Origin of the sequence: Alteromonas sp. AMM-1 (assembly GCF_047290655.1) — a bacterium.
GTDB lineage: Bacteria > Pseudomonadota > Gammaproteobacteria > Enterobacterales > Alteromonadaceae > Alteromonas > Alteromonas mangrovi.
The window spans coordinates 1-15347 of the sequence record NZ_JBLBUE010000082.1 but is presented as its reverse complement, the minus strand read 5'-3'; the positions used below and the strand labels follow the sequence as shown (position 1 = coordinate 15347).

The following is a 15347-nucleotide window of genomic DNA, read 5'->3' as shown; positions in this document are numbered from 1 at the left end:
TAGTTGCCAGAATGCGTAAATTCTCATCCTGTAATTTAATATCATCTGTTCTGGAATGATACCCGTTTTCGTAGCCAAAACCCGCCTGATGTTCTGGCACTTTTAGCACTTTGGCAATTAATTCATTTCGCATAAGCGGTTTGGTGAGATAGTGAATTGATTCGCTTTGCATGCTAGCGGGTTGGGTGAACTGGCGCAGAACAAACAATTGTACGGATGCCTTAAGTGCCTGTAATTGATGGCAAAGTTCTTCTGCCTGCGTCAAGGGTAAATCAATGATTATATTGGCAGGCAAGTTGTCGGCTGTTGTTGGCAATTCGTCCATTGAAAAAATGCGTGAAGTGCCTTCTAAATTCTGTACCGTTTTCGCGATAATAGAAGCCGACTGCGTTGAACTGGCGAATATACCAAATACCGCACCACGAAACAGCGTAAGTTCAGCGTTATCGAATTCAGTCCAGTCGCTGGATGACAGCGTAATATCAACCGTTGTGCCTTTGTGTTGCGCAGAAGACAAAGCAATATTACCACCCAGCAAATTAACCAGTTGTTTGCAGATCATTAAACCTAATCCAGTGCCGCCATAACGAGTTGATATCTGGCTATTCGCTTGCTGAAAAGCGTTAAACAACCTGGGGATTTTACTTTTTTCGATCCCAATTCCCGTATCGGTAACAGAGACGGTCAACAGACCATTTTGGTTTGTTATCTTAGAGGTAACCGTTACCGTTACTGAACCTGATTCAGTAAATTTAATTGCGTTGCCAATAATATTATTGAGGATTTGCGCGATGCGATGGGGATCACTATTGAACTCCCGAAAACGAATAGCCGATGTATCCAGGTAAAACTCCAGCCCCTTTTCGGCGGCTTTCATTGCATGAGGAATAATCTGGCTGTTAACCAGAGTTTCAGGATTAAATGCTTTGCATTCTAGATCCAGCTTACCGGCTTCAATTTTCGATAAGTCCAGAATGTCATTGATCAGTGTGGTTAAGTTAGATGCGCTGATCGCTGCCATATTGATAAATTTTGAAGTTTCAGGTTGCAGTTTCTGACGCTGCAACATGGTGAGTGCGCCAAGTATGCCATTGAGTGGCGTGCGCATTTCATGACTAATATTAGAGATAAACTGGCTTTTTACTTTACTGCTTTCAACTGCCTCGTTGCGCGCTAATTCGAGTTCCTGGGTACGCTGGGCTATCTTGCTTTCCAGTATTTGGTTGATATTGGCTGCTTCTTCTTTGGCCCGGATGTCCTGAGTAATGTCACGGAAAAACAAGGCCAATGCCGAGACGCCCTTTGTTTGTTTAATAACGCATTTACTGCAGTGGTAGTGAATATCTTCCTGCTGTTTTCGCCAGACAATGTCAATATCCGCATCTTCATTGTTCAGAATGACTTCGATAGGGGTTTCGGTAAACGGGTTAAAGTAATCATGCAGCGTTTCACCTACTAACTGACCTTTGTCTGTACCGAGCATTTTTTCTGCAGCGAAGTTACACGACGTTATAGCGCCGGTTGTATCAAGCGTAATAATTGCATCAGTTGCCCCCGTTACAACAGCCTGCGCTTCTGCTCTTGCTTCAGCCAGTTTGCGATTTTTGCTGGCGGAGCGGTTTAATATCGTTAGTGCTAACAGAAATATCAGTAAAATTAACCCTGTGCCAGAATAAAAGGTTAAGCGACGGTCCCAAAGAAACGACGACAGCCAGGTATTGTCGCTAAATATTGATATTGTGAGCGGATAAGCTTCATGTCCTGACGGCACCATAATGCTCTCGCTCGACACGTAGTATTGCTCACTCGGATCAGCCTTATTGGTAACCCGTCTCAGTTTGTTGGGGAGTAATACGTTATCTGTGTAAACAGCGTTATAGGTTTTCTCTGGTGCTAAGTCCTTGGTAAAATACAGGGCCTGGTTGAAGTGATTCAGAAAAAATCCATCCGCATCGCTATAGACAAGGTGCTGACCGGGAACGACCAATGCTTCGGCTGAACTAAACAGCACGTTGAGGTTCTTGTTAAGCACCAGAAAGGCAAGCAGCTCGCCTTGCTCTGAATATACTGGAAGAATAAAGCGCACGGTGGGCTCATAGGGCATGCTCAGTTCATCGTGCTCGCGATTGAGGTTTATACCAGAAATATACAATTGTTCGCGTTTGAGTTGTCTGGCGACCTTTATATAGTCTCTGCCACTCTTGTCCTGAAGCATTTGTGCGCCAATAGTACGCACGTCGCCTCTGACTCTGTCTACCCTGATAAACTCCTCACCCGAATCTGCATAAATTAATCGGACTTGTGAGTATTGCTCATTGTTTTTTAAAAAGGCTACAAAGATCGTTTCCAGCCGGTACCGCCAGCCGTCAAAGCTGGTGTTATCATGCCGGTCTATGCGTTCTGGGTCTTCGGCTGCCCTCACTAAGCCGCTGATTGGCGGCGTAGAATAAAGAAAGTAGATAGCATTAACAGAATCATTCAGCCTGCTGGTTATATCCGATTTAATCTCACGCAGGTTTACCTGGTGCTGCATGGCAAGGTCGGTAAATGCCTCGCGCTCAATGTATCTTTCGTGCATGTAGGACACACTCGTTATCAGAGCAAATAACGCCAGCAACCACATCGAATTGTATTTCACACTGCTCAATTTACACCTGCCAAAATAAAATTGACTAAAAAATAGTGTAACCCCGGCTTTCTCCTATACTCATTCTAAGACGCATAATCATTACTGTGTGATAGCTCATGACTTTATTGTGGGGCTATCACAGAACAAGTAGCAAAACCTGAAAAGAGAAGCTGTTTACCAGTATAGGCGTTGATTTTAGTTTTAACCTGTAATTAACAAGTTGAGCGGTAATTTAATCCCCCTGAGTGACGCAATAATCTGAATGTGAGTAGGTACACATGTTGGGGCTGGTTACATAAAGGCATAGTCTTTGGGCAGGTAAATGGAAAAGTCACTTAACATCGTTGTAATTGATGATGACCCCGGTTCGCTGGCTATTCTGGAGAGTGGCTTGGCTGACTTGGCAAATATTGAGACAGCAGGCAGTGGCAGCGAAGGATTGGCATTGGTTGCGGTGCGTCAGCCGGATATTGTATTGCTGGACATTGAGCTACCTGATGTAAGTGGATTCGAAGTGTGCCGCAGAATCAAGACTCACGCGTTTATCAGAACACCAGCCATCATCTTTATTACGTCGCATCAGGACTACGATACAGAGCGCAAGGCACTGGAAGCTGGGGGCATCGATTTTATAACCAAACCGTTTGATCTAACACTCTGTAGAGCAAGAGTAAGTAATCACTTGCAGTTAAAAAAGCAGGAACAGGCAGTGTTAGCAGCCCGGCACCAGGTTGAAGAAGAACGTCAGTATTTGAATGTGGTACTCAATTCCATAGCTGACGGGGTGATTGCAACAGACCCAGATGGACGAATTACCTTTATCAATCCCGTTGCGCAACGGCTGACGGGATGGCACAAAACGTCCTCAATAGGCCATCATATAAAAGAGGTGATGGTGTTATCTGATGCTTCCAACAATCAGGTTTTACCCAACCCGGTAGAAATTGCGTTAAAAGAGAAGCGCACGGTAGCTATGGCGTTAAATGCCAAATTAACCAGCCGTTTGGGGGGAGAGTACCGTGTTGAAGATTCAGCGGCTCTAATTCGTGACAAACATCAAAATTTACTGGGTTGCGTGATTGTGTTTCAGGATGTAACTGAATCCATCGCGCTGGCAACCCAAATGACCCATTTGGCTAATCACGACCAGTTAACCGGATTGCCCAACCGAATGTTGTTACACGACAGGGTGCTGCAAAGTATCTCGCGGGTTCAAATAACCCGCAGATCAGTAGCATTACTGTTGATTGATATCGATAACTTTAAGTACCTGAACGATGCGAAGGGGCACTCCGTTGGTGATCTGATTATTACTGAAGTCGCGCAGAGACTTGAACATTTGTGTGACAGCAAAACTACTCTCGCGCGCGTGGGGGGCGATGAGTTTGTAGTGATGTTACCGGAAGTGCACTCGCCAAATTTAACCGATATCACCGCATTAAATATCATTGATGCCATGCAGGAGCCGTTTTCTGTCGCTGGTGATGAACACAAACTTGGCGTGAGTATTGGAGTGAGTATCTATCCGTCGGATTCATCCAGTGCAGAAGAGCTGATGCGACATGCCGATACCGCGATGTATCGGGCCAAAACCACCGGAAAGAATCGATATTGTTATTTCTCTACTAACTTACAGTTGGAGTTAAACGAGCGCGTGCGCATCGAGAAATTGTTACGCAGCGCATTGGAAGAACACAAGCTTGTTGTGCTTTATCAGCCAAAATACAATTTAGCAAGCGGTGAGATTACCAGCGCTGAAGCCCTGGTAAGACTGGCAGCAGATGACGGAAGTCTGATTCTTCCCAACCGGTTTATTGAGTTTGCCGAAGAGTCAGGTCTTATTCATGAGCTTGGCCGTCAGGTGTTGCAGCAAAGTATTCAAATGGCGAAGCGACTTTACGATAAAGGTTACCATCTGAAGATTGCGGTAAACGTTGCGGCGCAGCAATTTCATGAAAGCGATATTTGCGAACAGATTGAAACGATGCTGAACGATGCCGATTTACCATGTAATCTGATAGAGCTGGAAGTCACTGAGTCGGCCTTAATGATGGATTTTGCCGAGACACGGGAAATATTGAACCGGCTTTCTGCTTTAGGTATATCAATAGCGCTGGATGATTTTGGCACGGGCTATTCCAGCCTGAATTACTTGCGCTCATTCCCATTAGATGTGCTAAAAATCGACCGTTCGTTCGTAAATGATATGTTCAAAGACCAACAAGCAAAGGACATTGTGGATGTGATTGTTCGCCTTGCCAGGACATTGAATTTAAAGCTGGTAGGTGAGGGAATTGAAACTAAAGAGCAAAGGCAGGTTTTACAACAGTTAGGGTGTGATGAAGGACAAGGATACTATTTTTCAAAACCGATAAATGAGAACGATTTTTTTTCGCTATTGGCTAATTTGCCACAAATGGTATGATACAGAAATGTTAATAAGATCCTGCTTTCAGATCTATCTTCGGTAAGCCCTATGCAGTTTGAGCGCGGTAACCCACTTATTTATAGATCCATTTTGGAGATTTCCTCGGATAAGTCTCTGACTACACCAGTGATGATCGACCAACTACTGGAGATGTGCAGAACTACCTTTAGTGCTGATGCTGTGGGTTTTGGTGGTATTGACGAAGTTGATCATACGCTATACCGCCTGCTGAGTATTAAACAGTCGCCTGAGCTGAACTTTCAGGCCGGGATTACCTTACCCGTTGTGGATGTGCTGTGTAACAAGCCCATTCAAAGCGGTGAATTGACTTATTACGAAAACTGTCAACTGTCAAAAGTGGCGTCACATCCGTTTGTCAATTTATTCTCAATTCACACCTATTTAGGCGCGCCCATTTTTAGTGATGGAAAACTACCCAGAACGTTGTTTTTTTTATTCACTGACAAACAACAGCAGGTACTGAGTGGTGATGATATCGCACTGATTAAAACCATTGCGGCGGTAATTGAATCTGCCTTATCCCGTGAGGAAAGCCTTGTGTGGAAAAAGCGCCGGTTGGATTCCCTGCGTTCTATGCAGCGTTTGGCAAATATTGGTTTTTGGGAAGTCGATGTGCAATCAGGCAAAGTGTACTGGAGTGATCAAACCCGATTTATTCATGAAGTACCGGACGATTTTGAGCCCAATCTGGAATCCGCTATTGATTTCTACAAAGAAGGTAGCGATAGAGAACGCATTCTCGCAGCGGTAGAGGCGGGCATGGAAAACGGTACGCCTTGGAATATCGAAGTGCGCTTATTAACCTATAGTGGGCAAGAGAAGTGGGTTGCTGCCTTAGGTGAAGCGGAATTTGAAAATGGACAATGCGTTCGTCTTTTTGGTGCATTTCAGGATATTCACACCGACGTAATTAACCGAAACCAACTGGCAGAGAAAAAGCAGGAAGCAGAAGCCTTACTACTTGCCCGTAGCCAGTTAATTGCGAAAGTCAGTCATGAACTGCGTACCCCAATAAATGGCATTTCAGGGATGTTGCAAACCCTGCATGCCGGGCTCGACAAAGACATTCTCGAAACCAAGATTGCCATCGCCTTACAAAGCTCACAAACCTTGGTCCGGCTCATAAATGATGTATTGGATTATTCAAAAATAGACAGCGGTGAATTACAGTTAGCTCCTGCCCCTGTTTCGTTAGCCAGGGTTTTCAGCGACCTTCAGGTTCTTTATTTACCGCTGTGTGAGAAGCAAGGAATTCAACTGGAGTTCGAAACGCATTATTGCAAACAGGACTGGGTTGATGCAGATGAAGTAAGGTTAAAGCAAATTTTTAGCAACGTACTAAATAATGCGCTGCGATTTACCTTTGGCGGACAAATCAAGGTTACCATTACCACAATACACAGTGGCAGCATGATTGAGTTGGTGGCACGTGTAGCAGACACGGGTAAGGGCATGACCCGCGAGCAAATTTCGCGCATATTTAAACCCTTTCAGCAGTTCGACAATCAGGCTAATGCGGGCACTGGATTGGGGTTGTCGATTGTTAAAGAGCTGTGCCTATCCATGCAAGGTGATATTAATGTGCACAGTCATCCCGGCGCCGGTTCGGAGTTTGTTATTTCAGTCAAGTTTCCAGCTGTTGATACGATCAACAGTACACCATTTCGCATAGCTGATCCGGTTGTGCTTGCTCAGCTTCGCAACATGAAGGTGCTAGTAGTGGAAGACAATGAAATCAACCGCATTGTAATGGAGGCGATGCTGTCGGAGCTGGATTTAACCGCGGATTACGCGGTGAATGGTCTGGAAGCGGTGAAACAATTGCAACAAAGCCGGGATTATAATGTGGTTTTTATGGATTGCGAGATGGACGTAATGGATGGTTTTCAGGCTACACGGAAAATTCGCCGGGAATTGGGATATGATCACAAGTCACTCACTATTATTGCAATGACCGCCAATACCACCAGTGAGAACCGGCAAGCATGTTTCAATGCGGGTATGAACGCTTTCTTAACAAAGCCGCTTTCTGTTGATGAAATTCGCGACACATTACTGCTTATTTCTGAGCGCCGTTTTCACTAATGTTTGCTTTTTTCTTATTTGTGTAAAACGCACACAACGTTAAGAAATGTTAATTCACTGTATTCACACGGGCTTTTTCGGCAAAATACCCCAAAATTTAATCATGAGGAAGAACATGGCTTCACCAAAATTTCATAATAGTTTTCGACAGTATCACCGCTGGATTGGTTTTTTTCTTGCCGGCATCATGGCCGTGTATGCGGTGAGCGGAGTTTTGCTGATTTTCAGAAATACTGAATTTCTAAAATTCGAAACTACCTATGAGCGCAAGTTAGAGACAGGTTTGAGTGGTGAAGGGCTGGGCGAACAACTGCGCCTCAAAGGCTTCGCCGTAGAAGATGACAATGGTGACACCATCCGCTTCCGTCAGGGACAATACAACAAACAAACCGGTGATGTAGTGTATTCTGTGAAAGATTACCCGGCACCGCTGGCCAAAATGGTTAAGTTGCATAAAGCTACCACTAACAGCCCACTGTTTTTTGTGAATATTGCGTTTGGCGTGTCGTTGTTGTTTTTCGTTATTTCAGCGTTTTTAATGTTTATCCCCAAAGCGCTACCGTATAAAAACGGGTTGAAAATTGCGGGCATTGGATTTGTGTTTATGGTGCTGATGGTGCTGTTTGGTTCATAAATACTGAAGTAAAATCATCACCGGAAAGGGCGACACGAGAGTGACGCCCTTTTTTGTAACCGGGCATCATTCTGAGCTGAGCAATTTCTATTTAAAACCTACTCGGTGTAACCCAGGCGATCTCGTCTCGCCCTAATAATAATACGTTTATAACGACACTCTTTTTGTAATTAGGTATTGCAACTTGGTATGAATTCTTAACGTAGTAATTAAGGGTTATACGTTTACCCTTTTTTCTTTAATCAATTAATTTTAGTTATAATTCATCATAGGTAATAAAAATAAAACTGGGCTTGTTTGTCCATAAACAGCGAGTAATATGAATACTCTATGATTTACTTAACAATTAATTAACTATGAAAACGTTATACCTTGGCCTTTATTTAGTCATTATTAGTTTTTTTGCTGTAGAAGGGCGCGCTGTAGCTGCTCAGACCCTTTATAAATCCTTTCCTGCCGATGTGATGCCCGAATTAAGCGAGTCGGGTGAATACAAGGTTGGAGTTACCACATTGACAGTGAGTTATCCGGATCTCGTTACTGATATAAGCGGCAGTAAAACCGCGCGAAGCCTCACATTAGAAGTATGGTATCCAACAACTGTTGGTACTGATGTTACTTTTTACAGTGATGAAGTGCGCAGTGGAAAGCAGTTTGAAGTGGCCGCAAATGCGTATCGCGATGTTGAAATAGCCAATACAGACAGTGCCTATCCGGTTGTCGTGATTTCGCACGGTTATACCGGCTACAGAACAATTATGTACTATCTGGGGGAACACCTGGCATCCCATGGTTATATCGTTGCAGCCATAGACCACACGGATTCAACCAATAAAGAGGTTAATTTTGCTGAAAATCCCTATTCAGGGTTCCCTAGTACGCTATTGAATCGTTCCCGTGACCAGGTGTTCACGCTGAATGCAGTAGTTGAACATCCTTTTTTTAAAGGTCTTGCAGATAAAAGCAAAGCGGGCGTAATTGGCTATTCTATGGGGGGGTTTGGTGCTGTGAGCACGGTGGGGGCATGTTATGCGTTCAACGATAGCACTGCGTCGGTATTTACTGGTGTTCAGGAGCCGTCGGCAATTCAATGGGTAAAACAAGCTCTGAATAGTTGTGCGGGTGGCAAAACAACAGCAGATGACGTATTACCTGTATGGAAAGCCGCATTGGCACTGGCGCCATGGGGTGGTCAACATCAACTGTTTGATGTGGAATCATTAAACCGGATTAACATTCCTGTACTGTATGTTGCTGGCGATAATGATGATATTTCTGGTTATCACGGGGTGCGTTGGCTTTTTGACAATACTGGAAGTTCAGACACCAAATTACTTACCGTTAAAAATGCGCGGCATAATATCGCCCCTCATCCAGCGCCAGTTGAAGCCTATGGTAATGAGTTTGATTTGGGCAGTTATCTTGAACCCGCGTGGGAAACACAAAAGCTTAACGCAATTAATGAACACTTTGCGCTCGCACTGATGAATTGCCATGTTAAGTCGTTAACCCAATTTTGTGATTATTTACATGTTACAGGCAGTAGTGATCAGGCGCCCGTAAAGGGGGAGGTGCCTGCACCCTGGAAGGGATTTGACAACCGTTGGGCACTTGGCCTGGTTATGGAAAGTAAAGATTAGCTTATAGCTGTGAATTCGGGCTCAATAAATGAGCCCGTTTTATTTGGACGGGCCTTGGCAACGTCGCTCGTGAATACCGATACGTTATACCGCTGTAACGGTGTAAATGAGCGCGGTCTGAGGGAATAATACAGGGAGTTGCATTCCATATTTCATTAACACTTCTCCGGTGAAAACTTGTCCTTCGGTTCGCTGTAAAATGGAAGGTGTATATTCCTTTAGCTTCTCGGGCCATATGCGTTCAATGGTGTATTGTTTGTTTGCGTCCAGACCTGCAAAGTAATAGCGGGAAGGCGTTGTGCGACGCGTTTCCCTGATGCTGTTATAGGCAAAAATCCCCTGTAACTTGTCTTTTGAAACATAACCAAACTTGACGTTCAGGCCATCGTCATCCATCCGAAACACATCCCCGCTGTGCGTTAAATGACGATATTTCTTATAAAGCGCAATTGCATCAGTTAATACTTTTTGTTCGTGCTCTGTTAGTTCTCGAGGGTCCATTTCTATGCCCATATGACCAAACAGGGCAACTGCTGCACGAATTTCAATTGGTAGATGTCGCCCAGTGATATGGCACTCTCTTGGGCCAACGTGTGCGCCCATCACTTCAGCGGGAAAGAAATAGGAAAAGCCCCGTTGAATATACAAGCGGTCGAGTGCATCGTTCGAGTCAGACGTCCAGAATCGGTCGGTGTGAGGGAGGATCCCCAGGTCTACGCGGCCACCGCCTGAACAGCAGCTTTCAATTTCAATGCCCGGATGAGCCGCTTTTACCCTATCAATCAGTGAGTAGAGTGCTGTCATTTGCCCATGCATGGCTGGTTTGCCGCGTAAATTCCCGGGGTGGTTTACGTCCCTGTTCATGTCCCATTTGATGTAGCTGATCTTAGGGTAACGGTTTAAAACACCAGTGATAACCTTGTAAAGGTACTCAACGACTTCGGGGTTGGTTAAGTCGAGCACATACTGATTTCTGAATGGAACGTGCGGATTATGTTGTGATTGCAACGCCCATTCCGGATGCGACCTGAACAGATCGCTATCCGGGTTGACCATTTCTGGTTCGAACCAAATGCCGAACTCCATACCCAAACTGGTTACATGGTCGATTAACCCGTTCAATCCTTGAGGATATATGGTTTCGTCGACAAACCAGTCACCTAAGCCAGCCTTGTCGTTTCGCCGACCTTTGAACCAGCCGTCGTCTAATACAAAGCGCTCTATGCCGAGAGGCGCTACTTTGTCGGCTAACGCTTTTAATGTTTCTTCCTTGTGGTCAAAATAGATACCTTCCCATGTGTTGTAGTGAACTGGGCGTGGCTTTGATTCTGGTTGATGATGTAAAATGTTCAGGCGAATAAAGTTGTGAAATTCCTGCGATAAAGAGGAAAAGCCCGCATTGCCATAACCTGTGTACAGTACAGGTGTGGTATAGCGTTCTCCTGATTGTAATACGACTTCTCCCGGAAAGAGTAACTCGCCAAATTGCACATAACTTCTGCCATCAGCCATGAGCTCTGCCCGGAGGCGATGGTTTGCAGAGGCCCCAAGATGAAAACCAAAGCATTCACCTTGAAGCTCTCCCGTGTCCGACGCAAAGGCAATAAGACCTGGGAAGGTATCGTGTGAGGTTTTTCCGCGTCGATTTTCCCGAACGTAACTTCCAAAAAATAAGTCGTGATCGGTAGTTTGGAACTCGGCAGACCAACGGCCTTCAAATGTCTTAATTTTAGACATTGTCGGTGGCAGAGGTAGAGTAGCCGCATTGAGGTAATTGAGGTTCAGCGCACTCTTGCCAGTATTTTCTATTGTTGAGACATATTTGGCTATTGAGCTGTTTATGTCGAGTTCTACGGTGGTGGTAAGTCGCATGCCACGGTGTCTATCCTCGGCTACAAAGATTACCTTTGAGTCAGTGTGCTCAACGTTTGTCAGGGTAAAGCCAGCAGACCATTGATCGCTAACACCAAACACTTCCAGTCCTGGCTGAGCGGTCCAGCCTTCGCCATGTGTCGGGACTAATGACACGGGGGGCTCCACTGCAGGTGCGCATTTTGCCTCCTGACGCGTGTTCAATACAGCGAGCATTTCAGGGGTAGTAGCCTCACTCAATGGTGCACCATAGTAAATCACGTTAGGCATGCGCCCCTGACAGTCGAAAATAACAGTAACTTTTTTATTCGAAAGGCGAACAAAAGACAAAAAAGACGACATATTTACCTCGTACTTCACAGCGCTACTGCTTACTTGCCTGCGCATGTGTAATTGAAAAACGTTGAAGCATTGATTAACCGTTGCACTGACCTCATTGCCAGTTTGACAGCTTTATTCCTACTTTTACCGCTGGGTTTGGGTGATGTTGAGTTAACTGAACTATACGGTTGTACTGGCGCAAAGACAGAATCATCGCATTCACTGCCATCAATAAGCCTTGCTGGTGGAACCGCACAATGACAGATTCGCTCAGTGAAGCAAACTTGCGGTCGTCGATGGAGAGCAAATTCGCAGATTCAATTATTTGCCCATCCTGTCGGGTAACGGTGACAGACAGCGGCGATAATAAGTTGTGCTCATTTAAAATGGCCAGGAATGCTTCGGATTGTTGTAGCCCTGAAATCAGCTCAGTTAAACACTCCTGGTAGCGCTTTAGCACAAGTGTTGGCTGACCATCTGCTGAAAATAAAGCATATTCAGGGTGTGTGGTTTTATGCTGAATACGCTCGTCGTTCACATTAAGTAAAACGCTAACTTTGTGATTGTCGGCGAACGCAAAATTAAACGGATGGCTTTGTATACTTAACGGTACCGCATGACCGAGCCAGGCGTCGGCTCCGCAAAACAGATTGCCAAAGCCTTCACTTCCCACAACACAAGCAAGGGTCTGTGAATTATTGTCGTCGTTGTTTACTACCACCAGTGGCATGCATCCACTGAGTGTTGCGATCTCATTGAACCCGATATTCACCAGGTTAAAGGCGCGCGCGTGTGAAAACGAACTGTCTTCTGCTACAGCGATATCATGATGGGTGTTGGCGCTAAGGGGATTGTATTCCGGTGTTTTCATATCCTGTTTATCCGGTTAGCTAAAACGCTCAATTAAGCCCCGGTGCGAGGGTAAGCGCGTTTTGAGTTGCTCAATTAACGTTTGATTGAGTTGTAATTGTTTATTTGCAAATTCAGTGTGTTTTAACGTGCGTTGGTATGACGTTAACAGGGTTTCCAACCGTTGCGTATCAGACATTCCATACAGAATGTAGCGATAACTTTGAGCACTGAATACAGAATGCTCAGACGTAAAGTCACTGTCTGATATCGGGCGGTAACGCCACTCTTCCAATGCGTCTGCAAGTTTGGACGGAATGGACGCCGGTAGTCGATTGTCTTGCCAGAAGGGCGAAGTATTGTTGCTCAGCACATAATGAAGTTTTAAAAATTCAATTGTCCCTTCCCACATTTGGGTAAGCCGCGTATTAAAGCGTTTCCGTGCATGTTTCATCATTAATGTGCTGGCCGGAAATTGCTCGGCAAGTAAGTTTGCACTCTGCTCAATTAGCATTAAAGACGATGCTTCAAGCGGTTCAAGAAAGCCGCTTGATAATCCAATCGACACGCAATTTTTTTCCCAAAACCGCTTTCGGTAACCTGTTTTGAAGCGAATAGTGCGAAAATTATCCGGATTAACAGACTGAGCAGAAGTTTGCTTTAAGTAATTGGCAAAGGTTTGACTGGCTGCCTCTTGGTTCTGATAGCGTTGACTAAACACATACCCGGTTCCGCGCCGGTGTTGCAAACCGATATCCCAAATCCACCCAGCTTCCTGCGCGGTTGACAGTGTGTGGCAGGCAATTGGTGCGTGTTGATCATCATAAGGCACCTGATATACCAGGGCTGTATCGGCAAATAAATACTGCGACGCATCAATTAAGCTTACGCCTAATGCCTTGTCTATTAGCAAGCCATCAAAGCCGGTGCAGTCTGTGAACAGGTCGCCTGCAATTATCCCGTTATTACGGGTAGTTAGGGCAGTAATACCCAAGTCATTCTGATCAATGGATACAACATCATCAACCAGATGCTGAACACCTAACTTCTCTACGCAGTGTTCACGTAAGAGTGCAATAAACTCACCCGCATCCAAATGATAGCCATAATTAGCTACAAATGTCTGGTTGGGCTGAGGGGCGGATTTGGGGGCAAGACCGGCTTCGCAGAGTGCTGGCTGAAAACAGACATCGTGCGCATACTGGCTATTGTGTTCATCACCGGCCAACCAGTAAGGCGTTATATCTAAGTTCGCGGAACCTTGTGGTGCACTGAATGGGTGATAATACGCGTTGGCCTTACTGTTGTGGTGCCAATTTACAAACTTACTGGCCTGTTTAAAGGTAGCGCTGGCGCGCTTTATTAGTTGCGACTCAGTAATACCTATGGATGCCAGTGTTTTTCGCATAGTAGGCCAGGTACCTTCACCTACCCCTATGGGGTGAACAGTACCAGACTCGATCAGGGTGATGGACAACCGCTGGTTGTTGTTATCCGTTTCACTAAAACGTGCCGCCAGCACCCCAGCGGTAAGCCATCCTGCTGTACCGCCTCCCACTACGATGACCCGATTGATTTGTGTCATAGGTATTTTCTTTATCGCAACTGCTAAGTTATTTACTAGTCAATTAACCGACCACGCCATTGTGCCTTTTGTTTAAACACTAACTTATTGAGCAGTAATGCAAGGCCAATGCAACAGCCCAGTGTTACCGGCATCAGATGGATGTAGTGCAAATCAAATGGCGCGTGAACAAAGCTAAAGAATGCATATAACCCAATCCCAAAAAAGACCGAAATAATACCCGCATAGGCGTTTACATTATTAAAAAGCAGACCAACAATAAAGATTGACAGGACTGGCATGCTAATCAACCCCCACAATTCCTGAAGCAGGTTAATAATACTTTCTGCCTGCGCGTATACCGGCACCATTAGCAATGATACGACCGTAAGAATAAGGGTTACAATTCCGCTCAGTCGAGCAACATTAGGTTTCTTCTGAAAGTACGCTTCGTGTATATCACAAACGTACAGTGCAGTAGCGGAATTGAGATTACTGTTGTAAGTAGTCAGTACCGCAGCAGCTAATGCCGCAGCAAATACACCAGAAAGCCAGTCTGGCAGTACATCGCCAACCAGAGTGCCGTATGCGGCATCGTTGATATCACCATATAATTTAAATGAAATAATGCCCGGGATAACAATGATCGACGGCACAATCAGAAAACGAATAATGGCGGCTGCGTAAACACCCTTTTGAGCTTCTTTAAGATTTGGTGCTGCCATGGCTCGCTGGGTAATAACCTGATTGGTTCCCCAGTAAAATGTTTGAATAAAAATCATGCCCGTGAGCAACGTATGCCAAGGTAAAGGAGAGTCGTTGTCGCCAATTAACGTTAGTCTTTCTGGTGGGATCCCAGAAAAGTCAAAGTCGATCGCAAACAGTGCTAGTACTACTACAATTATTGCCATGCTAAGCAGCAGTACACCTGAATAGGTGTCTGATACCGCCACTGCGCGCAGGCCACCAAAAAACGCATAAAGCGCGCCTATGATAGCAAAGGCTGCTGCAACATACATGAGAGGCAAATCCACATTGAACATGCTAATCATGAAAAGGGAACCTGAATAAATAACGGCGGGCATAAAAATAAGGCTGCTGCCAAGGAAAAACATCAGGCCGATCAGTGCGCGAATGTGCTTGTTGTTGTAGCGCATTTCTAATAATTCAGTGGTGGTGGTGCATTGATAGTGGTAATAAACCGGCAAAAATACCCGGGCCAGAATGAACAAACCAATGACTGCCGCAAACTCCCACCATGCCAGCAACGCCATTTGGTTCCCATTCATACCAACAAGCTGATC

General features: G+C 45.1%; 9 protein-coding genes. 4 read left to right on the top strand and 5 right to left on the bottom strand.

All coding sequences use genetic code 11. The annotated features are described in order from the left end of the window. Nucleotides 1-2578, bottom strand: a 2578-nt coding sequence (locus ACLR2L_RS12935; protein WP_413368601.1) for an ATP-binding protein, incomplete at its 3' end; no start/stop codon positions are given. A 373-nt stretch (nucleotides 2579-2951) separates the two neighbouring features. Here ACLR2L_RS12935 and ACLR2L_RS12930 point away from each other — a divergent pair. The 4 genes from ACLR2L_RS12930 to ACLR2L_RS12915 all read left to right on the top strand — a co-directional run bounded on the left by ACLR2L_RS12930 (nucleotide 2952) and on the right by ACLR2L_RS12915 (nucleotide 9437). Continuing rightward, the gene (locus tag ACLR2L_RS12930; protein ID WP_413368600.1) at nucleotides 2952-5054 is read left to right on the top strand and encodes a putative bifunctional diguanylate cyclase/phosphodiesterase; all 2103 of its coding nucleotides are present in this window, start codon (nucleotides 2952-2954) and stop codon (nucleotides 5052-5054) included. Nucleotides 5055-5105: 51 nt separating this feature from the next. Continuing rightward, entirely contained in the window at nucleotides 5106-7163 is a 2058-nt protein-coding gene (locus tag ACLR2L_RS12925) for an ATP-binding protein (RefSeq protein ID WP_413368599.1), read from the top strand. 115 nt (nucleotides 7164-7278) lie between these two features. Continuing rightward, nucleotides 7279-7797, top strand: coding sequence for a hypothetical protein (locus tag ACLR2L_RS12920; protein WP_413368598.1), 519 nt, complete (start codon nucleotides 7279-7281; stop codon nucleotides 7795-7797). Between the two features lie 356 nt (nucleotides 7798-8153). Beyond that, on the top strand, nucleotides 8154-9437 hold the full coding sequence (locus ACLR2L_RS12915; protein ID WP_413368597.1) for an alpha/beta hydrolase family protein: 1284 nt from the start codon (nucleotides 8154-8156) through the stop codon (nucleotides 9435-9437). 84 nt (nucleotides 9438-9521) lie between these two features. On the opposite strand, the gene ACLR2L_RS12910 is transcribed toward ACLR2L_RS12915, so the two are convergent. From ACLR2L_RS12910 to ACLR2L_RS12895, 4 genes are all read right to left on the bottom strand, one after another. Continuing rightward, nucleotides 9522-11651: an alpha-galactosidase gene (locus ACLR2L_RS12910; RefSeq protein ID WP_413368602.1), complete on the bottom strand. Its 2130-nt coding sequence runs from the start codon at nucleotides 11649-11651 to the stop codon at nucleotides 9522-9524. Nucleotides 11652-11742: 91 nt separating this feature from the next. Then, nucleotides 11743-12501 (bottom strand): SapC family protein, encoded by a 759-nt coding sequence (locus ACLR2L_RS12905; protein ID WP_413368596.1) that lies wholly within the window; start codon nucleotides 12499-12501, stop codon nucleotides 11743-11745. Nucleotides 12502-12516: 15 nt separating this feature from the next. Further along, entirely contained in the window at nucleotides 12517-14064 is a 1548-nt protein-coding gene (locus ACLR2L_RS12900) for a tryptophan halogenase family protein (RefSeq protein WP_413368595.1), read from the bottom strand. A 35-nt stretch (nucleotides 14065-14099) separates the two neighbouring features. Further along, a partial coding sequence (locus tag ACLR2L_RS12895) for a sodium:solute symporter family transporter (protein WP_413368594.1) occupies nucleotides 14100-15347 on the bottom strand: 1248 nt, incomplete at its 5' end.

What these genes read in the sequence shown, in the direction of transcription:
- ACLR2L_RS12930 (WP_413368600.1), top strand. Translation starts at nt 2,952, where the DNA reads ATGGAAAAGTCACTTAACATCGTTGTAATTGATGATGACCCCGGTTCG.
- ACLR2L_RS12925 (WP_413368599.1), top strand. Translation starts at nt 5,106, where the DNA reads ATGCAGTTTGAGCGCGGTAACCCACTTATTTATAGATCCATTTTGGAG.
- ACLR2L_RS12920 (WP_413368598.1), top strand. Translation starts at nt 7,279, where the DNA reads ATGGCTTCACCAAAATTTCATAATAGTTTTCGACAGTATCACCGCTGG.
- ACLR2L_RS12915 (WP_413368597.1), top strand. Translation starts at nt 8,154, where the DNA reads ATGAAAACGTTATACCTTGGCCTTTATTTAGTCATTATTAGTTTTTTT.
- ACLR2L_RS12910 (WP_413368602.1), bottom strand. Translation starts at nt 11,651, where the DNA reads ATGTCGTCTTTTTTGTCTTTTGTTCGCCTTTCGAATAAAAAAGTTACT.
- ACLR2L_RS12905 (WP_413368596.1), bottom strand. Translation starts at nt 12,501, where the DNA reads ATGAAAACACCGGAATACAATCCCCTTAGCGCCAACACCCATCATGAT.
- ACLR2L_RS12900 (WP_413368595.1), bottom strand. Translation starts at nt 14,064, where the DNA reads ATGACACAAATCAATCGGGTCATCGTAGTGGGAGGCGGTACAGCAGGA.